The organism is Pseudomonas antarctica, assembly GCF_900624995.1.
Classification (GTDB): Bacteria; Pseudomonadota; Gammaproteobacteria; order Pseudomonadales; family Pseudomonadaceae; genus Aquipseudomonas; species Aquipseudomonas antarctica.
Genome location: NZ_UYXQ01000007.1, coordinates 34,125 through 59,858, shown reverse-complemented (window position 1 = coordinate 59,858; position 25,734 = coordinate 34,125). Strand labels below are relative to the sequence as shown.

Annotated in this window: 27 protein-coding genes and 1 tRNA gene; 11 read left to right on the top strand and 17 right to left on the bottom strand. The window is 58.5% G+C overall.

Annotated features, from left to right (window positions below; translation table 11 throughout):
• Positions 1-49 precede the first annotated feature (49 nt).
• Both E0F99_RS07455 and E0F99_RS31075 read left to right on the top strand, forming a co-directional pair.
• A complete protein-coding gene (locus tag E0F99_RS07455; RefSeq protein WP_083359641.1) occupies positions 50-1,003 on the top strand; it encodes a YeeE/YedE thiosulfate transporter family protein in 954 nt (317 codons plus the stop codon).
• Between the two features lie 184 nt (positions 1,004-1,187).
• Complete coding sequence (locus E0F99_RS31075; RefSeq protein WP_083359642.1) at positions 1,188-1,355, top strand: SEC-C metal-binding domain-containing protein; 168 nt, start codon at positions 1,188-1,190, stop codon at positions 1,353-1,355.
• A 319-nt stretch (positions 1,356-1,674) separates the two neighbouring features.
• On the opposite strand, the gene E0F99_RS07445 is transcribed toward E0F99_RS31075, so the two are convergent.
• The 7 genes from E0F99_RS07445 to dapA form a co-directional block, all read right to left on the bottom strand.
• The gene (locus E0F99_RS07445; protein WP_231809628.1) at positions 1,675-2,469 is read right to left on the bottom strand and encodes a retron system putative HNH endonuclease; all 795 of its coding nucleotides are present in this window, start codon (positions 2,467-2,469) and stop codon (positions 1,675-1,677) included.
• Between the two features lie 5 nt (positions 2,470-2,474).
• Positions 2,475-3,842: an AAA family ATPase gene (locus tag E0F99_RS07440; RefSeq protein ID WP_048398789.1), complete on the bottom strand. Its 1,368-nt coding sequence runs from the start codon at positions 3,840-3,842 to the stop codon at positions 2,475-2,477.
• Positions 3,843-4,113: 271 nt separating this feature from the next.
• Positions 4,114-4,203: transfer RNA gene (locus E0F99_RS07435), tRNA-Ser, on the bottom strand.
• An 83-nt stretch (positions 4,204-4,286) separates the two neighbouring features.
• Entirely contained in the window at positions 4,287-5,000 is a 714-nt protein-coding gene (gene purC, locus E0F99_RS07430) for a phosphoribosylaminoimidazolesuccinocarboxamide synthase (protein ID WP_130908737.1), read from the bottom strand.
• Positions 5,001-5,027: 27 nt separating this feature from the next.
• Positions 5,028-5,786 carry an MBL fold metallo-hydrolase gene (locus E0F99_RS07425; RefSeq protein ID WP_083359644.1) on the bottom strand — a complete coding sequence of 253 codons (759 nt, stop codon included), beginning with the start codon at positions 5,784-5,786 and terminating at the stop codon, positions 5,028-5,030.
• Positions 5,787-5,790: 4 nt separating this feature from the next.
• Positions 5,791-6,906, bottom strand: a complete 1,116-nt coding sequence (gene bamC / locus E0F99_RS07420) for an outer membrane protein assembly factor BamC (RefSeq protein WP_083359645.1) — start codon at positions 6,904-6,906, stop codon at positions 5,791-5,793.
• A gap of 17 nt (positions 6,907-6,923) precedes the next feature.
• Positions 6,924-7,802, bottom strand: a complete 879-nt coding sequence (gene dapA, locus E0F99_RS07415; protein ID WP_083359646.1) for a 4-hydroxy-tetrahydrodipicolinate synthase — start codon at positions 7,800-7,802, stop codon at positions 6,924-6,926.
• A gap of 273 nt (positions 7,803-8,075) precedes the next feature.
• On the opposite strand from dapA, the gene E0F99_RS07410 reads away from it, so the two are divergent.
• Entirely contained in the window at positions 8,076-8,636 is a 561-nt protein-coding gene (locus E0F99_RS07410; RefSeq protein ID WP_003172487.1) for a glycine cleavage system transcriptional repressor, read from the top strand.
• Positions 8,637-8,650: 14 nt separating this feature from the next.
• Complete coding sequence (locus tag E0F99_RS07405) at positions 8,651-9,124, top strand: peroxiredoxin (RefSeq protein WP_083359647.1); 474 nt, start codon at positions 8,651-8,653, stop codon at positions 9,122-9,124.
• 36 nt (positions 9,125-9,160) lie between these two features.
• On the opposite strand, the gene E0F99_RS07400 is transcribed toward E0F99_RS07405, so the two are convergent.
• Positions 9,161-10,231, bottom strand: a complete 1,071-nt coding sequence (locus tag E0F99_RS07400) for an AI-2E family transporter (RefSeq protein ID WP_083359648.1) — start codon at positions 10,229-10,231, stop codon at positions 9,161-9,163.
• Between the two features lie 31 nt (positions 10,232-10,262).
• Positions 10,263-10,502 (bottom strand): sulfurtransferase TusA family protein, encoded by a 240-nt coding sequence (locus E0F99_RS07395; protein WP_010212198.1) that lies wholly within the window; start codon positions 10,500-10,502, stop codon positions 10,263-10,265.
• Between the two features lie 95 nt (positions 10,503-10,597).
• Here E0F99_RS07395 and E0F99_RS07390 point away from each other — a divergent pair, with 95 nt between their 5' ends.
• A complete protein-coding gene (locus E0F99_RS07390; RefSeq protein ID WP_083359649.1) occupies positions 10,598-12,031 on the top strand; it encodes a M48 family metalloprotease in 1,434 nt (477 codons plus the stop codon).
• Positions 12,032-12,087: 56 nt separating this feature from the next.
• On the opposite strand, the gene E0F99_RS07385 is transcribed toward E0F99_RS07390, so the two are convergent.
• The 4 genes from E0F99_RS07385 to rpoE all read right to left on the bottom strand — a co-directional run bounded on the left by E0F99_RS07385 (position 12,088) and on the right by rpoE (position 15,936).
• The gene (locus tag E0F99_RS07385; protein WP_083359650.1) at positions 12,088-13,524 is read right to left on the bottom strand and encodes a DegQ family serine endoprotease; all 1,437 of its coding nucleotides are present in this window, start codon (positions 13,522-13,524) and stop codon (positions 12,088-12,090) included.
• A gap of 234 nt (positions 13,525-13,758) precedes the next feature.
• Entirely contained in the window at positions 13,759-14,718 is a 960-nt protein-coding gene (locus E0F99_RS07380; protein ID WP_083359651.1) for a MucB/RseB C-terminal domain-containing protein, read from the bottom strand.
• A gap of 16 nt (positions 14,719-14,734) precedes the next feature.
• Positions 14,735-15,322: a sigma-E factor negative regulatory protein gene (locus tag E0F99_RS07375; protein WP_083359652.1), complete on the bottom strand. Its 588-nt coding sequence runs from the start codon at positions 15,320-15,322 to the stop codon at positions 14,735-14,737.
• Between the two features lie 32 nt (positions 15,323-15,354).
• Entirely contained in the window at positions 15,355-15,936 is a 582-nt protein-coding gene (gene rpoE / locus E0F99_RS07370; protein WP_003172477.1) for an RNA polymerase sigma factor RpoE/AlgU, read from the bottom strand.
• Positions 15,937-16,397: 461 nt separating this feature from the next.
• On the opposite strand from rpoE, the gene nadB reads away from it, so the two are divergent.
• The gene (gene nadB, locus E0F99_RS07365; RefSeq protein ID WP_083359653.1) at positions 16,398-18,014 is read left to right on the top strand and encodes an L-aspartate oxidase; all 1,617 of its coding nucleotides are present in this window, start codon (positions 16,398-16,400) and stop codon (positions 18,012-18,014) included.
• Here nadB and E0F99_RS07360 read toward each other — a convergent pair.
• Positions 17,983-18,429 (bottom strand): protein YgfX, encoded by a 447-nt coding sequence (locus E0F99_RS07360; protein ID WP_083359654.1) that lies wholly within the window; start codon positions 18,427-18,429, stop codon positions 17,983-17,985. The two genes, nadB and E0F99_RS07360, sit on opposite strands and share 32 nt — an antisense overlap.
• Positions 18,413-18,667 carry an FAD assembly factor SdhE gene (locus E0F99_RS07355; RefSeq protein ID WP_083359655.1) on the bottom strand — a complete coding sequence of 85 codons (255 nt, stop codon included), beginning with the start codon at positions 18,665-18,667 and terminating at the stop codon, positions 18,413-18,415. Before E0F99_RS07355 ends, E0F99_RS07360 begins: the two co-directional genes overlap by 17 nt.
• Before the next feature lie 140 nt (positions 18,668-18,807).
• Between E0F99_RS07355 and ygfZ the strand changes: the two genes are divergently transcribed.
• Together ygfZ and E0F99_RS07345 are read left to right on the top strand one after the other, a co-directional pair.
• Positions 18,808-19,749 (top strand): CAF17-like 4Fe-4S cluster assembly/insertion protein YgfZ, encoded by a 942-nt coding sequence (ygfZ, locus tag E0F99_RS07350; RefSeq protein ID WP_083359656.1) that lies wholly within the window; start codon positions 18,808-18,810, stop codon positions 19,747-19,749.
• Between the two features lie 36 nt (positions 19,750-19,785).
• Positions 19,786-20,607, top strand: coding sequence for an HDOD domain-containing protein (locus E0F99_RS07345; RefSeq protein ID WP_083359657.1), 822 nt, complete (start codon positions 19,786-19,788; stop codon positions 20,605-20,607).
• Here the strand turns inward: E0F99_RS07345 and E0F99_RS07340 are convergent, their stop codons facing one another.
• Together E0F99_RS07340 and E0F99_RS07335 are read right to left on the bottom strand one after the other, a co-directional pair.
• Positions 20,608-21,993, bottom strand: coding sequence for a sensor histidine kinase (locus tag E0F99_RS07340; RefSeq protein WP_083359658.1), 1,386 nt, complete (start codon positions 21,991-21,993; stop codon positions 20,608-20,610).
• The gene (locus E0F99_RS07335; protein WP_083359659.1) at positions 21,986-22,657 is read right to left on the bottom strand and encodes a response regulator; all 672 of its coding nucleotides are present in this window, start codon (positions 22,655-22,657) and stop codon (positions 21,986-21,988) included. The genes E0F99_RS07340 and E0F99_RS07335 overlap by 8 nt, the downstream gene beginning before the upstream one ends.
• 235 nt (positions 22,658-22,892) lie before the next feature.
• Here E0F99_RS07335 and E0F99_RS07330 point away from each other — a divergent pair, with 235 nt between their 5' ends.
• From E0F99_RS07330 to E0F99_RS07320, 3 genes are read left to right on the top strand one after another with little or no spacing between them, the layout of a single operon-like run.
• Entirely contained in the window at positions 22,893-24,182 is a 1,290-nt protein-coding gene (locus E0F99_RS07330) for an OprD family porin (protein WP_083359660.1), read from the top strand.
• Positions 24,183-24,230: 48 nt separating this feature from the next.
• Positions 24,231-25,214, top strand: coding sequence for a Bug family tripartite tricarboxylate transporter substrate binding protein (locus E0F99_RS07325; RefSeq protein WP_083359661.1), 984 nt, complete (start codon positions 24,231-24,233; stop codon positions 25,212-25,214).
• Between the two features lie 60 nt (positions 25,215-25,274).
• The gene (locus E0F99_RS07320) at positions 25,275-25,733 is read left to right on the top strand and encodes a tripartite tricarboxylate transporter TctB family protein (RefSeq protein ID WP_083359662.1); all 459 of its coding nucleotides are present in this window, start codon (positions 25,275-25,277) and stop codon (positions 25,731-25,733) included.
• Position 25,734 lies beyond the last annotated feature (1 nt).

Genomic DNA, 25,734 nt, shown 5'->3' with positions numbered 1-25,734 from the left:
TCTTACTCGCGTATCACCCGAAATAACACCGACGCTGAGGACGCCATCGATGCCTGATCTCTTGCCTATCTGGGTACTGGTGCTCGTAGCTGCCCTTGCGTTTACCGTGGGTTTCATAGTGAACCGATCCGGCACATGCCTGGTTTCTGCAGCGCACGAGGTTCTGTACAAGCGTCGTGCCTGGCGCGTGGGTGGGCTCGCTTTGGCTGCAATGGCGTCCAGCGGATTGCTTCTGCCGTTGTCCTGGATATCTTCGCCTACGTTGGTATTGGCGCCTGTGTTCTCGGTCGAACTTACCTTGATCATCGGTGCCGTACTCTTCGGTATCGGCGCGTTGGTTAACGATGCATGTCTTCTAGGCTCGCTGGGACGCATCGGTAACGGCGAGGTCCGGTTGATCGTGCTTCCGGTCGGCCTGGGCGCTGGCTTCCTGTTGACCGACGGGACGCGCGTGGGTCAGCGCGTGGAATACCCATCTGTCCTCAGTGAGCCCACACCGCTGTCGGTCGCGACGTACTGCCTGATCGCATGGGGATTCATAGGATTGTTGGCTGCTTTCATGAGCGCTGAAAGGTACCTAGGTGTTCGACCCGGTAGCGGACGGCGGATGGTTATGATCGGTGCAGTCGCCGGGCTGCTGTTTGCGATCGAGCCTAGTTGGACCTTAGCGAGCCTCGTTGGCGGTATGGTTACAGGCAGCGTCGGCACCGTAGCCTGCATAGCGGCGTTAGCCACGCTGGCAGGCAGCGTGATGTCAGCTCAGCGATTTGGTACGTTTAAGTTTGAGTTTCCAACGGCATGGTCAGCGGCACGTACCCTCGCCGCCGGGGGATTCATGGGCGCAGGTTCGACACTTATACCCGGTGGCAACGATTCGCTACTGTTGCAGTCACTGCCGGGCGCCTCACCGAGTGCATTTTTGGCCCTAATTGTGATGATGACGGCGATCTTACTGACGATGACCGTCACCAGGCTCGTCGTCGGTAGGATATCTAAGCCATAAGCTACCACTTGCTTGGTGCCAAGCGCCCGTGACGAGGCTCAGAAATGATTGAGTGAACCTATGCACAACTCATCGAGATCGTACCTGCTCAGATTGACAATGTTGGCAGATGGCGTGACTTGCGCAGGTAACGTTTCGGCGGTTAGCCACCCACGCAACGCCATACTGGATTCGGCGCGAGCAGATGACTTCAGACGCAATTAAAGCGGACGCGGTAGCATTGAGCCGCCGGACTATTGAACTAACGACCTCATCGTCAGCGTTAGCCGAACGCCCAGCACGAATTCCGGGGCGCAATGAACCCTGCTGGTGCGGCAGCGGGACAAAATTCAAGAAGTGCCACGGCCGTTAATCGGATGGGCTATAGCAGCCTAGGGCGGTCTCAAAGAAGCCATTTATGCCCTAAATTTGCCCTAAACCAAACTTGAGAAACGAAAAAGCCCCTGTAATCTTTAACGATTACAGGGGCTTAGTCTTATTCAATAATGGCGGAGAGATAGGGACACTCTGCGAAATGCTCTGCAGCCCCCGAAACGCAAGCAGCATAGGGGCTACAGCTTAGTTTTGGTACAAAATACTGGTACAAATCGAAACAGTGTACTCGCTAGGCAGCTACTACTAGGCTAGTTGACACGGGTACTCAACGAAGAGTTGCAAGGCGGATGTCGCCATCACCCACGATACTCGTTGTTCTGTAGATATCGCTCTGCTGCGGCCCCTAGACAGAAACGGATAGTAGTAAAAAAGCCTGGCCACCGCTGCTGTAAAAAACGGCCCGCCAACTCATCCATACCTTGCTGGGGTGTTTTCGCAGCATCACGCAGTCGCTTTTTGTTACGCTCAATATTCCAAAGTACGCTCTTCCGAGCCTCACACAAACGGTCGCAGTTTAGATTCAGCATGTTGATCGTGTGCTCTACCAGCGCCTGAGTAGTAGGATGTTTGTTTCCCTCCACGCTGACTTCCGAGCAACATTGCCCATCTGGCAACAATTCCCCAGTGCTTTTTTCTAGGAAAAATAGCCTGGGAAAAGCGGGCAAAGCCACCGGATTGATAATCCACCCCTCGCAACACTCCTCCAGCCGATGGCTCTGAATCATTTTATCCTTGTGCGCATCGCAACTAAGGTTTTCAGGTAAAGGCTCTTTCGTATAAGGCAAGGCGTGATGTCGTTGTGAACCGCCCATGCAGACAGCAATCATGTTCTGCCAGTCAAGCGCCCAGTTGTGAGGTGTTGCCCTGTCTGACTTGGGATGAAAGTGCTCGACGCGGCAGCGCGTCGGATCGAGACTTATGATCTCAATTTCACAGAATGCGCAGATGCCGCCTTGACCTTCAATCAGGCGTGGGCGAATAACGTCATAGACCGCACGCCCTTCTGCATCCTGACGCATCTCGTCCCAGCCAAACATCGGATTGGCTTCTCGATAGGCTTTCAATTCATCAGGCTCGGCAGTCCTTACCACCCGCTTCAATCGCCCAACTCCCATTTGCGATTGTCAATTTGCAAGTCAGCATCCAACAAAGCAGGTTCCTGCCCTTGATAGCGCCGATCCAAACGCTCGCGAAGCGTTTTTGCACGCTCACTGCTCCATTGGTCTCGATCAACTAACGCTAGGTACTCTTTTAATTCTTGTGTAGCAGGATTACCAGGCGGACGCACCTCTTCCAGCCCCAACACCTGCTTCAGCATTCGCTCCGGCTCCGAACCCTCCGTACCGGGCGGAGCCGAATAAACCTTGTTACCCCGAAGAATGCGAATAGACTCCGAAGGTACAGTCGTCAATACCTGTGGGCTGTGAGTGGTCACGATGAATTGAAGTCTGGGAAATGCATTTCTAAGCTGCGAAAGAATCGTCTGCTGCCATCGAGGGTGAAGATGCATATCCACCTCATCAATGAGCACGATTCCTGGCGTAGACTTCGCGGCGTGGGCCCCTAGTTGGCCATTGAGCTTAGTTGCTCGAAATCCGATATCCGCAACCATGCCAATCATATTGCGAATACCATCACTCAATAACTCAACAGGAAGCTCACCGAAATCATCGTGATGGGCAACCAGAGCATCCCGCGAGAACGAGTACTCGATATTCTTCCAACCGGCGGGTTCGAGGCATGCATTGACGGCAGCACTGACTGATTCTATATACCCGTCAAATTCGCTTACGACAGCCGTTTCTCTCAGCTCCAAGGCCTTGATACGCAGCTCTTTGGCATTAAAGTTCCAGTACCGAAACCACTCCACGAACGCTTTGTACTTGGATGCAGGGTCTAAGCAGTCGGTATACCCGACAGTGCGAGACGTCCGGACAATTTTATTGGACCAAGACTGCTTTTTCTGGTTTTTCTGTTGCCACAATCGTCCAGTGCCATAATAAGCGAGCAGAGGCAAGACTACATCGCTGCCAGGAGTACGAACAGCTTCCTGCATACGCTTGCCGCAATCTCTCAACTCCTTTGCGTCCTTGACCGACGTCTTGGTTTTAGTCGGGCCAGTGAGGCTCCGGCGCCATATTGATGGTAAATCATCTAGTTGCTCTGCGACGCTACCAGGGATCACACCTCTCGCTTCAAGTCTTACTCCCTTGGCGGAATACTCCATCTCATGAGTAAGCGTGGTTCGCGCTCGGACCTGACGAATGTCACTAGGCTCAAAGTGCTTGCCAACAGCCTCATCGAAGGCTCCAACGTATGGCCCAAACGCTACTGCGATAGCATCGAGAATCGACGTTTTACCTGCACCATTGCTCGCAACCAAAACAGTAAGTTCCGGATGAAAATCGATTTCGAGCGCATCAAAACAGCGGTAATCCCGTAAAGATAGCTGATTGAGTTTCACGAATGCTCCTACAAAGTTAGGGCGTTGAGCGCGTGCAACCTAAAAGGTTACTCCGTTGGAGTGGGCATGGGGCGACTGACGCTTATTAAAACAAACGAAATCGATACCTCGCGGGATTTGATCAAGGCCTCATACTAGATTCGTCAGATCAAAAATCAAGCAAAAAAAAGCCCTAATCCGAAGATCAGGGCTATTTTTGGTACAAAGCGCTGGTACAAATTCGCTTTGCCAAAATCCTCATAACCTATTGATTTATAAGGACTTTCAATAATGGCGGAGAGATAGGGATTCGAACCCTAGGTACCGGTGAAGGTACAACGGATTTCGAATCCGTCCCATTCGGCCACTCTGGCATCTCTCCAACGGCGCGCATCATAACAGTGTGTTTCGCGGAAGCAAACCCCAAAAGCGATTTTTTTCCGTGCTATCAGATGCTTGCGTCGATTACAGCGGTACGCCGAGACGATTGGCGACTTCTTCGTAGGCTTCGATGACGTCACCGAGGCCCTGGCGGAAGCGGTCTTTGTCCATCTTCTTCTTGGTGTCTTTGTCCCACAGACGGCAGCCGTCCGGGCTGAATTCGTCGCCCAGGACGATGGAGCCGTCGTGGAACACGCCGAATTCCAGTTTGAAGTCGACCAGCAGCAAGCCGGCGTCGTCGAACAGCTTGGTCAGCACGTCGTTGACCTTGAGGGACAACGCCTTCATGCGCGCCAGTTGCTCAGCGGTGCCCCAGCCGAACGCCACCACGTGGGATTCGTTGATGAACGGGTCGCCCTTGGCGTCGTCCTTCAGGAACAGTTCGAACGTGTAAGGGTTGAGCTTGAGGCCCTCTTCCACGCCCAGGCGCTTGACCAGGCTGCCGGCGGCGTAGTTACGCACGACGCATTCGACCGGGATCATGTCGAGCTTCTTCACCAGGCACTCGTTGTCGCCCAGCAGCTTGTCGAATTGGGTCGGAATGCCGGCCGCTTCGAGTTTCTGCATGATGAAGGCGTTGAACTTGTTGTTCACCATGCCTTTGCGATCAAGCTGTTCGATGCGCTTGCCGTCGAACGCCGAGGTGTCGTTGCGAAACAGCAGGATCAGGCGGTTGGCGTCGTCGGTTTTGTATAACGACTTGGCTTTGCCGCGGTAGAGTTCTTCACGTTTTTCCATGATGGGCTCCGCTTGCTAAATGGTGGGCTAGGCGATGTGTCGCCAGTCGAGCCCTGAATCTTGATCGGCCAATTGCAGCCAGTCCGGATCGCACCCGAGGGTGTCGACAAAACATTGCCGGGCCAGCTGCGGCAGGTTGTTCTTGCTGCTCAGGTGGGCCAGAACCAAGTGTTGCAAGTCTTGCCAGCCCAACTCATACACCAGGTACGCCGCCTGATGGTTGTTCAAATGTCCCAGCTCGCCGCCCACCCGCTGCTTGAGAAAGTACGGGTAGTGACCGCGCGCCAGCAGGTCGCGACAATGGTTGGACTCGATCATCAATGCATCGAGGTCGCGGTAACCGTCCAGCACCTTGGAACAGTAGGAACCCAGGTCGGTGAGCACGCCCAAACGTCGCTCACCGTCACTGAATACGTACTGCGTCGGCTCCTGGGCGTCGTGCGCCACGGCAATCACATCAATGCTCAACGCACCAATCTGCAACTGCTCGCCACCGGCCAGGAAACCTGCGGGTTCTATGGGTTTGCGCATCCCGCGCAGAGTGCCACGACTCAGGTACACCGGAAGATTGTAGCGCCGAGACAGCAAACCCACGCCATGCACGTGGTCGGCATGTTCGTGGGTCACCAGAATCGCGCTCAACTGCGTAGGGTGAACCCCCAGGCGCAGCAGGCGCCGCTCGGTTTCCTTTAACGAGAAACCACAATCCACCAGCACGTACGTGTCGTCGTGGGCGACCAGCGTGCCGTTCCCTTGGCTACCGCTGCCGAGAACGGCAAAACGCATCGGATCAGCCCAGGTTGTCCTGAATCACGCCCAACACTTTGCGCGCTGTTTCAGCGGGCGCAACGGTGTTGATGTTTTTCTCGACGGTGACTTGCACACTCTCGCCAACCTTGCTCAAACGAACCTGATAACGCTCGGCACGGGTTTCGATCTCTTCCTTGGTCGGCTTGCTGCCGAACAATTTGCTGAAGAAACCTGGCTCGTCGTCTTTCTTCTCGGCCTTTTCAGCCACGTTGATGTAGTACAGGCCCAGGCTGCGGTTGATGTCTTCGACACGCCAAGGACCCTGCTCCAACGCGCGGCCAACACTGGCCCAGGCACGGTCGAGGTCTTCACCGAGGTTCAGCACCACGTTGCCGCTGCCGTCTTCGGTGAGGCTGACGCGGTTAGGGGTGTCGTAATCACGTGCGGCGAGCAGGGAAACCGAACCGCCCTTCTCGGAGATACGGCTCATGCTGGCCAGCATCTCGTCGACCAGCGCAGCGTCAACGCCCATGTTGACCGAACGCGGGGTGAAATCGACGTTTGCGGTGCTGCCGGCCGGACGCTCGGCGCTGACCACGTAGACTTCACTGGTATTGCGCTGCACGCCTGGCTCGATGCGCACACGCACACGGGCTTCATTGTCAGCGGCTACGCCACTGGCCTGCAGGCGCTGGGCCATGTTAGCGGACAGTTCGCTGCTGTGCTGCCATGCAGTGGTGAACTCACCGGTCTGCGGGCGTTGCTGGTCAATGCGAAAACCGTTGTCCTGGAAGAACTGCACCGCCACCGGCCAGACTTCGGCAGGTGGGCGCTGGGCGATGATCCAGCGGTTGTCACCGCTCTTCTGCAGGCTGTAATCGCTGGCGTCCGCCACGGCCGAGATCGGCTGTGGGCGTGGCACCACGTACTCACCCTTGGTGGTGTCGTCGGCAACGTTGCGCGGAATTGGCAGCAACGGGTCAAGGCGCTTGGCGACGTTGACGTCCGGCGGCAGTTGCATCGGTTTGGTTGCTTGTGCTTCCAGGTAATCGCTACCGCGGTCACGGAAGTAACCATCCGGGCCCCAAATCCAACCGCAGCCACTGGTGCTGGAGATAATCAAGGCAAGTGCGGAAAGTCCGGCCAATCGCTTCATGCGTAGTGCTTCCTCAATTAAACCAGGACGCCGGACTGGCGCAGGGCCTGTCGCAGCGGTTCGTGACAGGCTTCGCTGAGCCGGGTGAGCGGCAGACGGATACCGTCCGGCATCAGGCCCATCTCAAATAGCGCCCATTTCACGGGAATAGGGTTGGATTCAATAAACAGTGTCTTGTTGAGCGGCATCAGTTTCTCGTGGATCGCGCGGGCGGTCACGGCGTCACCAGCGATGGCGGCGGCGCACAGCTCGCTCATGGCGCGCGGGGCGACGTTGGCGGTCACCGAGATGTTGCCTTTGCCACCCAGCAGGATCAGTTCGACCGCCGTGGCGTCGTCACCGGAATACACCAGGAAGTCGCTGCTCACGCCGGCCAGGATGTCCTTGGCGCGCTGCAGGTCGCCGGTGGCTTCCTTGATACCGATGATGTTCGGTACGGTGGACAGGCGGATCACGGTCTCGGCCTTCATGTCGCAGGCGGTGCGGCCGGGCACGTTGTAGAGAATCTGCGGGATATCAACGGCTTCGGCAATGGTGCGAAAGTGCTGGTACAGGCCTTCCTGAGTCGGCTTGTTGTAGTACGGGGTCACCAGCAGGCAGGCATCGGCACCGGCGTGCTTGGCGTTTTTGGTCAGCTCGATCGCTTCACGCGTCGAGTTGGCGCCCGTACCGGCGATCACGGCGATACGGCCCGCGACGCGCTTGACCACGAACTCGATCACCTGGATGTGTTCTTCCACATCAAGCGTGGCCGATTCACCCGTGGTGCCGACCGCCACTATGGCGTTGGTGCCTTCTTGCAGGTGGAAGTCCACCAGTTTGCCGAGGCTGTCCCAGTCGAGATGACCTTGTGCATCCATGGGTGTGACCAGTGCCACCATACTGCCCGCAATCATGCAACCGCTCCTGCCGGAAAAAGAGAGCCGTAATGGTACTGGCGCCAAGATGCTTGTACAAGCGAAGTACCGCCTGAGGATGCGTTCTGGACCAACTAAACGACGGGCAATGCCATCATTGGACCAAAGCGTGGCGTGAAGCACGTTGAAATCCGACCGATCACGCAATGAAAACGCCACCTCCTATCCCTTCGCGACGGTTTTCGCTACCCTTCATCCTTTGATCGATACAGCCCTCACCGTGTCGACCGCTCATCGTTTTAGGAAGGCTGCATGTCCACCCCCACAGTTCGCGAACAATTCCTTGTTATCAGTGCCCTCGGCGCCAACCCCATGGAGCTGACCAACGTCCTGTGCCGCGCCAGCCATGAAAACCGCTGCGCCGTCGTGACTTCCCGCCTCACCCGCCACGGCGAGTGCAGTGCGCTGGTGCTGCAGATTTCCGGTACCTGGGACGCCCTGGCGCGCCTGGAGACGGGCCTGCCTGGCTTGGCCAAGAAGCACGACTTCACGGTCAATGTGGTTCGCAGCGCCGCACTGGAAAACCGCCCACAGGCCCTGCCTTATGTGGCGTATGTCAGCTCGGCCTACCGTTCGGACATCGTTAACGAGCTGTGCCAGTTCTTTATCGACCATAACGTCGAACTGGAAAACCTGACCTGCGACACTTACCAGGCGCCACAAACCGGCGGCACCATGCTCAACGCCACGTTCACCGTGACCTTGCCAGCCGGCGTGCAGATCAGCTGGCTGCGTGACCAGTTCCTGGATTTCGCCGATGCCTTGAACCTCGACGCTTTGATCGAGCCATGGCGCCCACAGAACCCAATGTAAGGAAGTATCTATCCATGCCGGTAGCCATCGACAAACCCGTGGCCGATTTCGAAGCCCAGGCCACCAGCGGCCAGACGTTCAGCCTCGCCGCCCTCAAGGGCAAGCAAGTGGTGATTTACTTCTACCCGAAGGACAGCACGCCGGGCTGCACCACCGAAGGCCAGGGGTTTCGTGACCAGTACGCAGCGTTCAAGGCGGCCAACACCGAAGTGTTTGGCGTGTCGCGCGACAGCGTGAAGTCTCACGAAAACTTCAAGGGCAAGCAGGCGTTTCCCTTTGAACTGATCAGTGACAAGGACGAAGCGGTTTGCCAGCTGTTTGATGTGATCAAGTTGAAGAAGCTGTACGGCAAGGAATACTTGGGCGTTGATCGCAGCACCTTTTTGATCGACAAGGATGGGGTGCTGCGTCAGGAATGGCGCGGTGTGAAAGTGCCGGGGCATGTGGACGCCGTTTTGGCGGCGGCGCAGGCGTTGAACAAGGCTTGAAGCTTTGGGGCGAACACCGGGTGCTCGCCCCAATCGCTACAACAAAGGCGCAACCACCGGTTCTTGTCGCGGCCATGCATCCAGTACGGCCTTGAACAGTGTCGCCAGGGGAATCGCAAAGAACACGCCCCAAAACCCCCACAACCCACCAAACAACAGCACGGCGCAGATGATCGCCACCGGGTGCAGGTTGACAGCCTCCGAGAACAACAGGGGCACCAGCACGTTGCCATCCAACGTCTGGATAATGCCGTACACCGCCATCAGGTAGATGAACTGATCACTCCAACCCCACTGGAACAACGCGATCAACATCACCGGCACCGTCACCACCACCGCGCCGACATACGGCACTACCACCGACACGCCCACCAGCAACGCCAGCAGTGCCGCGTAGTTCAGCCCCAGCGCCACAAACGCGATGTAGGTAACACCCCCGCAGATAACGATCTCAATGACCTTGCCACGGATGTAATTGGCGATCTGCCGGTTCATCTCCTCAGCCACACGAGTGATCAGCGCCCGTTCACGCGGCAGGTAACCGCTTACCCAGCGGCCGATCATTGCGCGGTCCTTGAGAAAGAAGAACACCAGGATCGGCACCAACACCAGGTAGATCATGATATTGACCAGCAGCGGCAGGCTGGACAGGGAAAAGGTCAACGCCCACTGCCCGAATTTTCCGATCTCGCCGCGCGCCACTTCGATGGCCTGCAGTACCTGCTCGTCCGACACGAGATGCGGGTAGCGTTCGGGCAACAACAGCAACAGCGATTGCCACTTGGCGAGCATGCCGGGCAGCTCATTGAACAGCGTGATCAGTTGGTGCCACAGCAATGGCAACACCACCACTATAAACACCACCAGCAGCCCCATGAACAAAGCAAACACCAAGCCCACCGCCACGGCGCCCGGCAAGCGCAAACGCTCCAGGGTAGTGACCAGGCCTTGCATCAGGTACGCCAGCACCATCCCCGCCAGCACCGGTGCCAACATGCCACCTAAGGTGAGTACGGCGGTGAAGGCCAGGAACAGCAGGACCGCCAGCACCACGGCTTCTTCATCAGAGAAGTAGCGCTGAATCCAGTCTCGTAACACTTTGAACATCAATCAACCTCGGGTGGTGGGGGCAACCGGTTCAGGCCTTGCGCAACCAATAACGGTATACACCAGCGGCGTCTTCTTCGTGCAATAGGGTGTGCCCGGCCAACTTGGCAAACGTGCGGAAATCGCGCTGGGAGCCTGCGTCCGTGGCGATCACCTTGAGCACTGCACCACTGGCCAATCGATTGAGCTCCAGCTTGGCCTTGAGCAACGGCAACGGGCAATTGAGGCCGCTGGCATCGAGTTCGGCATCAAAGGCTACGGCGTCGGTCATGGTATTACTCCGGACAAGTGTTTAGGGTGCTTAGAATATCTGGTCCGAGGCTCAGTGTCCGGCTACAGTAATCTCTTTGTCGAAAGGCTCTGTGCATGACTTTTTTGCGCCCCACCCTGCTGACGCTGGCTTGCCTGCTGGCCTCTCCGGCCTTCGCTGACGACCTGCCGTCACTCGGCGACGCCAGTTCTGCGATTGTCTCGCCACAACAGGAATACCAACTGGGCCGTGCATGGCTGGCCTACTTGCGCGGCCAGGTCTCGCAGCTCAATGACCCGCAGCTTAAAGATTACGTCGAAACCAGCGTGTACAAGCTGGTGGAGACCAGCCAGGTCAATGACCGGCGCCTGGAGTTCATCCTGATCAACAGCCCGCAGCTCAACGCCTTTGCCGCCCCTGGCGGGATTGTCGGGGTCAATGGCGGCCTGTTCCTCAATGCCCAGACCGAAGGCGAATATGCCTCGGTACTCGCCCACGAGTTGGCGCACTTGTCGCAGCGCCACTTTGCCCGGGGCGTGGAGGCGCAGTCGCGCATGCAGATACCAATGATGGCTGCTTTGCTCGGCGGCATTATTGCGGCTGCAGCGGGTGCAGGTGATGCAGGTATTGCCGCGATTGCCGGCAGCCAGGCGGCGGCAATCCAGGAGCAACGCCGGTTCTCCCGCCAGAACGAACAAGAGGCTGACCGCATCGGCATCCTTAACTTGGAAAAAGCCGGTTACGACCCGCGCTCCATGCCGACCATGTTCGAACGCCTGATGCGCCAATACCGTTTTGACGCCAAGCCGCCGGAATTTCTGTTGACTCACCCGGTTACCGAGTCACGGATCGCCGATACTCGCAACCGCGCCGAGCAAGCCAAACCCGGCGGCAAGGAAGACAGCCTGCGCTACCAGTTGATTCGCGCACGGGTGCAGTTGCAATACGAAGACACCCCGGGCCTCGCGGCCAAACGCTTCCAGGCGCAGTTGGACGAGAACCCGAAAAACGATGTGGCGCGCTATGGCTTGGCCATCGCCCAGATCAAGGGCACTCAACTCAAGGAAGCGCGAGAAACCCTGGCGCCGCTGCTGGCCAAGGCGCCCAACGACATCACTTACAACTTGGCGCAGATCGAGCTGGACATCACCAACAACCGCTTGCCTGATGCACAGCAACGCACTGGCCGCATGCTCACCCAATACCCCGGCAATTATCCGCTGAATCAGGTACGGGTAGACCTGCTGCTCAAGCAGAATCGCACCGCTGATGCGGAGAAGGCTTTGGATGCATTGCTAAAATCCCGTCCGGATGATCCGGATGTCTGGTATCAGGTCGCCGAGACACGCGGACTGTCCGGTAACATCATCGGCCTGCATCAAGCTCGCGCCGAGTACTTTGCACTGGTGGGCGACTACCAGCAGGCCATTCAGCAACTGGACTTCGCCAAGCGCCGCGCTGGCAACAACTTCCCGCTGTCCTCGCGTATCGACGCACGCCAGCGCGAGTTGATCGAACAGGAGCGCTTGGTAAAAGGGATGATGAACTAAATCCATCACCCACAAAAAAGCCCCGCTTTCGCGGGGCTTTTTATTGTTCTAGCGGATTACTCGGCCAGCTTGAAGGTGATGAAGCTTGCACGCCCTTGACGCAACACGCGCATCGATACGGAACGGTTCTTCGGCAGCGCCTTGGCGATGTCGGTGAACTGCTTAGTGGTGTCGATGGCCTGATTGTTCAGGTGGGTGATCACATCACCTGGCTGCAGGCCGATCAGAGAGGCAGGGCCGTCCTGCACTTCCTTGATCACTACGCCGCTTTTAAGGTCGAAACTCTTCTTCTGTTCATCAGTCAGCTCGGCCACGGCGATGCCCAGACGATTGCTGCTGCGCTCGGCACCCGGCTTGGTATTGCCCAGGGCATCCAGTGTGGCACCCTCTTCCGGAATCGCGCCTACGGTCAGCTCAACGGTCTGGCGCTTGCCTTCACGAATCACTTCCAGCTTGGCTTTGCTACCGGCCTTGAGCGCACCGACCAAATGCGGCAGGTCGGCAGACATGACGATCGGCTGACCATTCATGCTCAGGATCACGTCGCCTACTTGAAGGCCACCTTTGGCAGCCGGGCCGTCGTCCTGGATCTGCGCGACCAGGGCACCGGCCGGCTTATCAAGACCGAAGGACTCGGCCAGGTCTTTGTTCACTTCCTGAATCACTACACCCAACCAGCCACGGCTGACCTTGCCACCGCTTTTCAGTTGATTGGATACATCCATGGCCACGTCGATTGGAATAGCGAAGGACACCCCCATAAACCCGCCGGAACGGGTATAGATCTGGGAGTTGATCCCGACCACTTCGCCCGCCAAGTTGAACAACGGGCCACCGGAGTTACCTGGGTTGATCGGCACGTCGGTCTGGATGAACGGCACGTAGTTTTCGTTCGGCAGGCTGCGGCCAATGGCGCTGACGATGCCTTGGGTGACGGTATGGTCAAAGCCGAACGGTGAACCGATCGCGACGACCCACTGCCCGGCTTTGAGGTCCTGGGATTTACCCAGCTTCAGCACGGGCAGATCTTTGCCTTCGATTTTCAGCAAGGCCACGTCGGAACGCGGGTCAGTGCCGACCAGCTTGGCTTTCAGCTCACTGCGATCAGCCAGGCGCACGAGGATCTCATCAGCGTCGGCAATCACGTGGTTGTTGGTGAGGATGTAGCCATCGGGAGAAATGATGAAGCCCGAGCCCAGGGACTGAGCCTCACGCTGCCCACCGCCGCCACGAGGGGAACGCTGCTGGGGCATACCGCGCTCGAAGAACTCGCGCAGCATCGGCGGCAAGCCTTCCAGGTCGGGCATCTGCTGGTTAGAGACTTTGCGATCCGGCAGTTTTTGCGTGGTACTGATATTCACCACGGCAGGCGAGGCCTGCTCCACCAGTTGGGTGAAGTCAGGCAGCTCGGCCGCTTGCGCGGATACGGCCTGACCCAACACCAATACCGTGGCGACTATGGATAGGTAAGACTTCAAACGTGGTATCGACATACAGCTCCCGTTACGACGAGCAGGGTTGAGCGACAGGGTTCAAGAAACGCCGAAAACTGCGACCGACATCTTTGTTCCGCGAACAAAACAAGGTCAGGGCCGCTAAGCCCTGACCTATAAAAAACATGGAGATATTTTGCAAGTGAAAATACTGATCCAGAAATTTCATGTTCTCAGCACCCAAGCAGGCATAGGCGCAGATTGAAAGGTCAGGATGAACATAGGATTAACGACTCATGGCTTGGCAGCTGTCTTTTCACCGCGCACCGAGAGCGCGATGCGCTCGGCAGTGCCGATGGGAATTTCGCCGACAACCGTCACCATTACTTCGCCATCGACTGTGTTCAAACGGCGCGACACGGCAACGGTTGGGCCCAGCTGCGTGCGGATTTCACTCACGCTCGCGCCGTCGGTTGACTCGAGAAACACCGAAAACCGCGCAAGCCCGTCGTTATACATCAGGCTGTCTACGGTGGATTTAGTTTGGGTGTCTCTACGCGCGCTGCTGCTGGTGAGCTGGAAACCAGGAGGCAACCAATCCAGGTGCCACGCATGAGTAGCCGGTACTTCAGGCGCTTTGCTCTTTGAAACAGCTACAGGCGTGCATTCACTACTGGGCTGCAAGTCGCGATCAGAGGGTGCTGGCGAAGTGCTCAATCGGGTGAACTGAAAACGCTCCAACAACTGGCCCTGATCATTGAGCAACAAAGATTTGAGCGGCAGCGCTGTTTCACGATCCAAGTGCAACTCGAAGCCGTATCGATATTGATCGCGCGGAGTGATCGACACGATCACCGCATTACGACCGGCCACGCGCGATTTGCCAATGACGGACAGCGCGTAGTATTGAGTGAGTTTTTGCGGATCGAGTGCGCGTGAAGGCGCATCAGGCGAATTACCAAGACCTGCGACCAGTGTGCCACTGACGCATTGCGTACGACCATCGACGCGCACGACTTCCTGAGCCGAGCCATCGAGCCGTAACAGCCGCTCTCGGACTTGACCATCCTGGACACGGTGCCAGATGTCATGGGTAGAAAAACTGCCGTTACGCTCGTAGACGAACGTACCTGCAAAGCTTTGCTGCTGCTCTGCACGCCCAAGTCGAGTCAGCCAGTCTTGGGCTTCATCGGCATGGGCGGATAGTGCAAAACAACCACTGAGCAAAAGCGTAAGGAGCGGTATGGCGCGCATAGGGCCCCTTATCGGTTTAGCGGTTTTCCAGGCTTGCTGCACGAGCGTATGGCAAAGCGCTTTCAGTGCCTTTCAGTGCCGATTCCTGCGCGTGTTGGCGCAGATAGCCTGGAAGACGCTGATCCTGCCAGCCGGATTGCCCTTGAAGGACACCGCTGGCCATAGGGCCGGTAGTGTCAGAGCTTTCCTTGTAGCCGGCCAGTACGGCTGGGCCTTTAACTTGCGGACCGGCCATGACCGGTTGCTGAGTCTGCTGGGCCAGCTCGGCACCAGCGATTTCGTCTTGGTTGTACAGACGAACACCAGCCAGCACAGCAACAGTCACCGAAGCAGCTACTGCCAGACGACCCAGGCTACGCCATGGACCACGAGCAGCTTTTGCCGGAACGGCTTCATCAGCCAACGCAGCAGAAACGGCCGCAGCAATATCCAAACGAGGGATTAGAAGATCCTTGTGCATCACCGCCCGAGCGACTTGGTAACGAGACCAGGTATCACGGGTTTCGGCATCATCAAATGCGTTGAGCACTCGACGAAGTTCCAGTTCATCCGCTTCGTTATCCATCACTGCGGACAGCGATTCCTGCAGGGCTTCACGACTCATGGCGGTTCCTCTCTTGGCTGTCGCCGCTGTCTTTAGTTTTCCTGCAACAACGGTTGCAAGGCTTTATCGATGGCTTCCCGGGCCCGGAAAATCCGTGACCTTACAGTCCCCACCGGACACTGCATGACGCTCGCAATGTCTTCGTAACTCAGACCATCGAATTCACGTAAAGTTAACGCCGTACGCAAATCTTCTGGCAGTTGCTGAATTGTGCGATGAACGGTTCCTTCGATCTCGTCGCGCAGCAATGCACGCTCCGGCGACTCGAGATCTTTGAGGCCGTGATCACCGTCGTAAAATTCTGCATCTTCTGAACTTACATCACTGTCTGGCGGGCGGCGTCCGCGAGACACCAGATAGTTCTTCGCCGTGTTGATGGCGATGCGGTATAGCCACGTATAAAACGCACTATCGCCGCGGAAATTGCCCAGTGCACGGTACGCCTTGATAAAGGCTTCCTGTGCAACGTCCTGCGCTTCATGGGTGTCGTGCACAAAACGCACGATCAACCCGAGAATTTTGTGCTGATATTTCAGCACTAGCAGATCAAATGCTCGCTTGTCACCGCGTTGAACGCGCTCGACCAGCTGCTGATCCTCTTCCTGGGTTAGCATGAACACTCCTCGTTGTACTTGAAGGAGGCTTGCATAACTAAACGATCAGGCTTGCAAACATAGACTCGGACTTTTCGCAAAAGTTCTCCCCCCTCCAAGCAAGTTTCCGGCGCGCACTGATTTGGCACACACGAAAAACGCAGCACGGGCAATGCCGGCTGCGCGAATAATCTTGTCGCCGGTTTTCTGACGCGTCCAATGCTCCCGACGGGCCAATAAACTCAACGTTTTCCCAGCTTTCGGGCAACCTGCTATTGAGTGGGGGCTTATGCAAAAAGTTCCCGCTTCAATAACCGGACGATTTACCTCGCCGTGCACCGTAATCTCACATTGCCACGAATGCCCGGCTATTGTGCCGCGCCCCCCCTCTATATACTAGTGGCCCGTGTGACCCTTTGATTCGCCGATCCAGGCGTCCTGTTAGCGCCAGCCTATGGATCGCTTTTTGCGGAATCCTTCAAATGAGCCAACAGTTTCAACACGATGTCCTGGTGATCGGTAGTGGCGCGGCGGGCTTGAGCCTCGCGTTGACCCTACCCAGCCATCTGCGCATTGCGGTCCTGAGCAAAGGCGACTTGGCCAACGGCTCGACATTCTGGGCCCAAGGTGGCGTAGCTGCGGTACTGGACGACACTGACACGGTGCAATCCCACGTCGAAGACACCCTTAACGCCGGCGGTGGGCTGTGCAACGAAGACGCGGTGCGCTTCACCGTCGAGCACAGCCGCGAGGCCATCCAATGGCTGATCGACCAAGGCGTGCCGTTCACCCGCGACGAACACGCCAGCAGCGACGACGGCGGATTCGAATTCCACCTGACCCGTGAAGGTGGCCATAGCCATCGCCGCATCATTCACGCCGCCGACGCCACCGGCGCCGCCATCTTCAGAACCCTGCTCGACCAGGCTCGCCAACGCCCGAACATCGAATTACTGGAGCAGCGCGTTGCCGTCGACCTGATCACCGAAAAACGCCTGGGCCTGGAAGGCGAGCGCTGCCTCGGCGCCTACGTGCTCAACCGCGCCAGCGGCGAAGTCGACACTTATGGTGCACGCTTCACCATTCTCGCCTCCGGCGGCGCAGCCAAGGTCTACCTCTACACCAGCAACCCCGACGGCGCTTGCGGTGATGGCATCGCCATGGCCTGGCGTTCGGGCTGCCGGGTAGCGAACTTGGAGTTCAACCAGTTCCACCCCACCTGCCTGTATCACCCGCAGGCCAAGAGTTTCCTGATCACCGAGGCCTTGCGTGGTGAAGGCGCACACCTGAAACTGCCGAATGGCGAGCGTTTCATGCAGCGCTTTGACCCACGTGCCGAGCTGGCGCCACGGGATATCGTCGCGCGCGCCATCGACCACGAAATGAAGCGCCTGGGCATCGACTGCGTCTACCTGGACATCAGCCACAAACCCGAAGCCTTCATCAAGGCCCACTTCCCCACCGTCTACGAGCGCTGCCTGGCGTTCAACATCGACATCACCAAAGGCCCGATCCCGGTGGTGCCGGCCGCGCACTACACCTGCGGCGGTGTGATGGTCGACCAACACGGGCGCACCGACGTGCCCGGCCTGTACGCGATCGGCGAAACCAGCTTCACCGGCCTGCACGGCGCCAACCGCATGGCCAGCAACTCGCTGCTCGAATGCTTCGTCTACGCCCGTTCAGCCGCCGCCGACATCCTCAAGCAACTGCCACGCATCCCGGTACCCGCCGCCCTGCCCCGCTGGGACGCCAGCCAGGTTACCGATTCGGACGAAGACGTGATAATCGCCCACAACTGGGATGAGCTGCGCCGCTTCATGTGGGACTACGTGGGAATTGTGCGCACCAACAAGCGCCTGGCGCGAGCGCAGCATCGCGTAAGGTTGCTGCTGGATGAGATCGACGAGTTCTACAGCAACTACAAAGTCAGCCGCGACCTGATTGAATTGAGGAACCTTGCTCAGGTAGCGGAACTAATGATCCGCTCGGCCATGGAGCGCAAGGAAAGCCGGGGCCTGCATTACACCCTCGACTACCCGCAGATGCTGCCCGAAGCCCGCGACACTATTCTGGTGCCAACCACCTACGGCGGCTGAACTTCAAGCGTACCCGCAGGCGCCGATGCACATCGGTGGCCTGCGAATCGGTCGGTACACAGATCGAACGCACTCCCCATTCGCCCGGCACCCGATAGCGCAGTACCACGATCAGCGGCAATGCCAGGCTATCTGGACGTAGCTGAACACTGTGCCAGCCTCGCTCATGGCTGAATAACTGCCAGCCATCTTCGTCGCGGCGCAGGCCACGAATCGACGAACGGTGGGTCAGCAGGATATGACGCGGTAAGACCCAAGCAGCGTGAGCCAGGCACAACAAAATGCCAACGCTGGAGAAAGGTAAGTCAACAACAAGCAAGGCACCCAGCGCGAACACCTGGGCAAGCAGATACGCCGCCAGCAAAAGCCGAGAGGCCTGCCAGCGGCATTCGAAGCGATTACTTGGGCTGGACACGGTCCAGAATCTTGCGAACCATGCGCTGCAGCTCTGGATCTTCAGATTCGGCGCGTTCCATGAACCAGCCGAACATGTCCTGGTCTTCGCAAGTCAGCAACCGCTCGTAGAGTTTGCGATCCACCTGATTGAGCGTCTTGTACACCTCTCTGGTGAAAGGCACCAACAACACATCCAGCTCCAGCATGCCGCGACGGCTGTGCCAGTAGAGGCGATTGATTTCTACTTCTTCGACCATGGAGCGCTCCTCAAATAGGGCGCAAGTATACAGCCCCGACGGCAGCGGACCAGTCGGCTTTGGTCGCCCCCTACGGAAACTATCCATTTGCCGGGCGCCCCTCTATGATGCACCCATGACTTTTTGACCTGCGATGACCCATGGCCGACTCTGCTTTTTTCTGCCCCCTGCTCCACGAAGGCATTCTCGCCGTCCGCGGCTCTGATGCTGCCAAGTTCCTGCAGGGGCAACTGACCTGCAACCTCAATTACCTGAGCGACACCCAGGCCAGCCTCGGCGCGCGCTGCACGCAAAAAGGGCGTATGCAGTCGAGTTTTCGTATCCTGCTGCAAGGTGATGGCGTGCTCTTGGCCATGGCCACCGAGCTGCTCGAGCCGCAACTGGTCGACCTGAAAAAATACGCGGTGTTCTCCAAGTCCAAGCTCACCGACGAAAGCGCCGTTTGGGCGCGTTTCGGCCTGTCGAATGCCGATCAGGTACTGGCCGCCCTTGGCCTTGAACTGCCTGCCGAGACCGACAGCGTCGTGCGCACCGAGGCGATGATCGCCATTCGCGTCTCCCCCGGCCGTGCCGAACTCTGGATAGGCGCCGAACAAGCCGAAACCTTACGCAACCAATTGGCTGCACAACTGCAACAAGCTGACTTGAATGACTGGCTGCTCGGCCAGATCCGCGCCGGCATCGGCCAGGTCATGCCTCAGACCCGCGAACTGTTCATCCCGCAGATGCTCAACCTGCAGGCAGTCGGCGGCGTCAGCTTCAAAAAAGGCTGCTACACCGGCCAGGAAATCGTCGCGCGCATGCAGTACCTGGGCAAGCTCAAGCGTCGCCTGTATCGCCTGAGCCTCAATGCCACCGAACTGCCCGAGCCAGGCACCCCGCTGTTTGCGCCCAGCCACAACAGTGCTATAGGTGAAGTGGTGATTGCAGCAAAAGCTGACCAATCCGTTGAACTTCTGGCCGTACTGCAAGCCGAAGCTGCAGACAGTGGCGATGTGCATTTAGGCACCCTGGAAGGCCCCGGCTTGCACCTGCTTGACCTGCCTTACCTACTGGATCGCGATCAAGAGATCCAGCGTTAATCGCCGTACTTTTTTGCAGCACCCTAGAGAGCATGAATGAACAAGCTGGCGGAAAAAGTCCAACAGGCTTTAGTGACGGCCATCGACAACGATGACCTGGTTCTGCCGACATTACCGGAAGTGGCCCTGAAGATACGTCAGGCCGCCGAAGACCCGGAGATCAGCATCAACCACTTGAGCAAAGTGATCAGCCGCGATACCGCCCTGTCGGCGCGCCTGATCAAAGTGGTCAACAGCCCGCTGATGCGTGCCACCCAGGAAGTCACCGACCTGCACACCGCCATCACCCGGCTGGGCACCAACTACAGCAGCAACCTGGCCATCGGCCTGGTGATGGAACAGATCTTCCACGCGCGCTCCGAAGTCGTCGAACTGAAAATGCGCGAAGTGTGGCGCCGCAGCCTCGAAGTGGCGGGCGTGAGTTATGCCTTGTGCCGCAGCCACAGCCAACTCAAACCTGACCAGGCGGCCCTCGGCGGGTTGGTGCATCAGATTGGCGTGCTGCCGATCCTCACCTATGCCGAAGACCATTACGAACTGCTCTCCGACCCGGTCAGCCTCAACCATGTGATCGAGAGCATTCACCCGTTGCTGGGCGACAAACTGCTGGGTGGCTGGGATTTTCCGGAGATGCTGGCGAAGCTGCCGGGGCAGTACCTGAACCTGGAGCGCGACTCCGCGAGCCTGGACTACATCGACCTGGTGCAAGTTGCCGTGCTGTACTGCCACCAGGGCACCGATCATCCGCTGGCTAACGTGGCGGTTTCCACGCTACCGGCGATCAAGAAACTGCGGGTCGACCCTTACAGCGATGCCCTGCGCGCCGAGCTGGATGAAGCGCGCTCGATGTTCTACTGATCAACCCGCGATAAAACTCACGCGCACCTTCAACCCCGCCGACTCACCGTCATGCAAGCTGATCTGTGCCAAGTGCGCGCGGCAGATCTCACCGACAATCGCCAACCCCAACCCCGACCCCATGCCCTGCTGGCTGCGGCGGTAGAAACGTTCAAATACCCGGTCCCGCTCATCCAGCGGGATGCCTGGGCCGTCGTCTTCCACTTCCAGAATCGCGGGCGCCGTAACCCGCAGGATCACGTTGCCACCCGGTAGCGTGTGGGCCAGCGCGTTATCGACCAAGTTACTCAACAACTCATTCAATAAAGTCGGCTCGCCGCGCAGCCACACCGGCTCGTCTGCCTCCAACGCCAGGGCGACACCGCGCGCATGGGCCAGCGGCGCCATGGCCATGCCCAACTCGCGCGCCAACTGGCTGAGGTCGAGCAACTGCGCGCCGCCTTCGGCAATCGCGCGCGCGCCGTTTTCGATGCGCGCCAGCGACAATAACTGGTTGGCCAGGTGAGTCAGACGATCGGTGCCTTGGGCGGCGGTTTCCAGGGTGCTGCGCCACGTCGCTGGGGCGTCGCTGCGCAGGCCCAGCTCCAAACGAGCCTTGAGCGCGGCCAGCGGGGTGCGCAGTTCGTGGGCGGCGTCGGCGATAAACTGCGCCTGACGTTCGAACTGGCCGCGCAGGCGCTCGGTAAAGTGATTGAGGGAGCGCACCAGCGGGCCGAACTCATCCTGCACTTCGACCAGCGGTAACGGCCGCAAGTCGTCGGGCTGGCGCTCCTCCACCGCCGTGCGCAAGCGCTCCAGCGGGCGCAACGCCGCGCTCACGGCGAACCACACCAGCAGCAACGCGCCGATAGCCAACATCCCAAGGCGCAGTAAGGTATCGGCCATCAGGCTACGGGCCATGCTCTCGCGCGCTTCGTCGGTTTCCGCGACGCGAATTTCCGCCATGCCATTCATGTTCGGTTCGGAGACAGCCTTGAGCAGGCTGACCACACGCACATGCTGGCCCTGATACATGGCGTTATAAAACCGCGCCAACGCGGGGTAGTCATCGGTACGCGGCGTGCCGGGAGGCGGGCCGGGGAGGTTTTCGTAGCCGGAGATCAGCTTCCGATCAATGTCGTTGACCTGATAGTAAATACGCCCGGCGCTGTCGTAAGCAAAGGTGTCCAGCGCCACATAAGGCACATTCGCACTCAGGGTGCCATCCACCTGGGTCAACCCGGCAGCGATGGTGCGCGCCGAGGCCAGCAAGGTGCGGTCATAAGCTGTGTCGGCGGCCTCGCGACCGTTCCAGTAGGCACTCATGCCACTGGCGAGCATCAACACCACCAGCAACAGCGCCAGGTTCCACAGCAGGCGCCAGCGCAGGCTGCTGGGCTTATGCATCGCGGGCTTCCAGCAGGTAGCCGAGGCCGCGGAAGGTCACGATAGCGATGGGCTGGCCGTCGAGTTTCTTGCGCAAGCGATGCACGTAGATTTCGATCGCATCCGGGCTGGCTTCTTCATCCAGTCCAAATACCTGGGAAGCCAACTGCTCCTTACTCATCACGCGGCCAGGGCGGGCGATCAGCGCTTCCAGCACCGCCTGCTCGCGAGAGGTCAACGTCAGCAGTTCACCGCCCACCGTGAAACGCCGGGTATCCAGGTCATAGACCAGCACGCCGCAGGCCTGCTGCCGTTCACCGCCCAATACGCTACGGCGCAACAACGCCTTGACCCGTGCTTCCAATTCCGTCAGTTCAAACGGCTTGGCCAAGTAGTCGTCGGCGCCCAGGTTCAGGCCATGCACGCGGTCTTTCACGTCGCTACGCGCCGTGAGCATCAACACAGGCAGATTTTTCCCACGCGCCCGCAGACGCGCCAACACCTCAAAACCGTCCATGCGCGGCAGCCCCACGTCGAGGATTACCACCGCATATTCCTCGCTGTTCAAGGCCAGGTCCGCAGCCACCCCATCGTGCAACACGTCGACGGTCAAACCCGTGCTCTTGAGCGCCTGGGCGACACTTTCGGCGAGTTGCAAATGGTCTTCAACCAAGAGGACACGCATGGATTTTCACCTCATTCAGGCATGGTCGACGCCACGCTTTGGCGGGCAGTTTACAGGCGCCGCCTGCCCTGTGAAGCCCGAAAACATTGAAAGGCAACTGAAAGGTTAGTGAAAGGTTCGCCCTTTAGCATCCACAGACGGTGGGTAATGCCCGCCGAGCTACCTGATCCGTAGCGCCAGAAAAACGCCTAGATGCGTTTTCGTCAAAATAAGAACAATAACGGAGTACACAACGATGCTGTCGACACAGCCGCAGGCTTGCCCGCCTGTTCGTTTTTCTCGCCTTGCCCAGACCGCCCTTGCCAGCGCCACTGCCCTTGCCGGCTTTTCGCCGCTTAGCCAGGCTGCCTTCTTCGAAGACAGCAGCGCCACCCTCGAAACCCGCAATATGTACTTCAACCGCGACTTTCGCGAAGGTACCAGTGCACAGCAATCCAAGCGTGACGAATGGGCTCAGGGCTTCATGCTCAACCTGCAATCGGGCTACACCGATGGCACCGTCGGTTTTGGCGTGGATGCGCTGGGCATGCTCGGGGTCAAGCTCGACTCCAGCCCCGACCGTACCGGCTCAGGCTTGCTGCCCACCGACAACGGCAGGGCCGTTGATGAGTACTCCAAACTTGGCCTGACCGGCAAAGTAAAAATCTCCGCCACCGAGCTGAAAATCGGCGCGCTGATCCCCGAACTGCCGATCCTCAAACCCAACGACGGACGCATCCTGCCGCAGACCTTCAACGGCGGCCTGCTGACATCGAAAGAATTCAAGAACCTCGTGTTCACCGGCGGCCGCCTGGATAAAGCCAAGGACCGCGACTCTACCGACTACGAAGACATCGCCCTCAACAACAAAAACAGCCGTTTCGTCAGCGGCGCCACCGGCAAGCACTTCAACTTCGGCGGCGTGGACTACAAGTTCGCCGACAAGATCACCGGCAGCTACCACTTGGCCCAACTCGACGACGTCTACCGCCAACACTTCCTCGGCCTGGTGGCCTCACGCCCGATGGGCCCCGGCACCTTCGGCGCCGACCTGCGCCTGGCCATCAGCGATGACACCGGCAGCGCCCGTGGCGGCAAGATCGACAACAAATCCCTCAACGGCCTGTTCAGCTATGCCCTCAATGGCCATAAGCTCAGCGCCGGCTACCAACACATGTCCGGCGACAGCGCCTTTCCCTATGTGGATGGCGCTGACCCGTACCTGGTCAACTTCGTACAGATCAACGACTTCGCCGGCGCCGAAGAACGCTCCTGGCAGGCACGCTACGACTACGACTTCGCCAAGCTGGGGATTCCCGGCCTGAGTTTCATGAGCCGTTACCTGTCTGGTGACAACATCAAGCTCAGGAATGGCGAGACCGGCAAAGAGTGGGAACGCGACAGCGAGATCCGCTACATCGTGCAAAGCGGCACGCTCAAGGATGTAGCCTTGCGCCTGCGTAACGCCACGTACCGTTCCAACTATTCAGCCCGTGACGCGGATGAAGTGCGTGTGCTGGTGAGCTACAGCATTGCGCTCTGGTAAGTAAGTGCCTGGTAGTCGTACCTCATAACAACAATGACGGAGATAAAAATGACCTATTCACTGCGTAAATTGGCCCTCGCCGCTGGCTGCATGCTGTTCGCTGGCCAACTGCTGGCCGCCGACGAGCCCAAGCGCCCGGAGTGCATCGCCCCGGCCTCGCCTGGCGGTGGTTTTGACCTGACCTGCAAACTGGCGCAAAGCGCGCTGGTCAACGAGAAGTTACTGAGCAAGCCAATGCGCGTCACCTACATGCCAGGCGGCGTAGGTGCGGTGGCCTATAACGCAGTGGTGGCGCAGCGCCCGGCAGATGCCGGCACGCTGGTGGCGTGGTCCAGTGGTTCGCTGTTGAACCTGGCCCAGGGCAAGTTCGGTCGCTTCGATGAAAGCGCCGTGCGTTGGTTGGCAGCCGTGGGCACCAGCTACGGTGCCATCGCTGTAAAAAGCGATTCGCCTTATAAAAACCTCGACGACTTGGTACAGGCGCTGAAGAAAGATCCGAGCAAAGTGGTCATCGGCTCAGGCGGCACCGTGGGCAGCCAGGACTGGATGCAAACCGCTCTGGTCGCCAAGGCTGCCGGCATCAATCCGCGCGACCTGCGCTATGTCGCACTGGAAGGCGGTGGTGAAATTGTCACCGCATTGATGGGCAACCATATCCAAGTGGGCAGTACCGACATCTCCGACTCCATGCCCCATATCCAGAGCGGCGATATGCGCTTACTGGCGGTGTTCTCCGAGGAGCGCCTGGACGAGCCGGAAATGAAGGATATTCCGACCGCGAAGGAGCAAGGCTACAACATCGTCTGGCCAGTGGTACGAGGCTTCTACCTGGGGCCAAAAGTCAGCGATGAAGACTACGCCTGGTGGAAAGCCGCCTTTGACAAGCTGCTGGCTTCCGAAGACTTCGCCAAGCTGCGCAACCAGCGCGAGCTGTTCCCGTTCGCCATGACGGGACCTGCGCTGGACACCTACGTGAAGAAACAGGTGGCTGACTACAAAGTGCTGGCCAAAGAGTTCGGCCTGATCCAGTAATCGCCCCTTGTTCGCGCGGCCACGCCTTTGTGCATCAGGGGTGTGGCCCAGGAGTTTTCCATGCTCTTACAACGCATTTTTGCCGCCACGCTGTTGCTTGCCTGCGCCGGCCTGGCCTTGATGGCCTGGCCGTATCAGGCGGCATTTTCCTACGAGCCGGTCGGGCCTCGCGCCTATCCGCTGTTGATGCTCGGCCTGATGAGCCTGGCACTGATCTACATGTTGTTTCGCCCTCAGCCCGCCCAACACAAGGACGACGAGCCACCGCTGGACCGAGCGACCCTGATCAAAATCGGCCTATGCGTGGCACTGCTACTGGTATTTGCCGGCACCTTCGAGCCGCTGGGTTTCATTCTCAGCAGCATACTGATCGGTATACCCATGGCTCGGCTATATGGCGGTCGCTGGTTGCCCAGCGTGGTGATTATCACGTTGATGAGCGTCGGTCTTTATCTGCTGTTTGATAAAGCCATGGACGTACCTCTGCCCCTCGGCCTGCTCGACGTTCTGGAGAACTGAT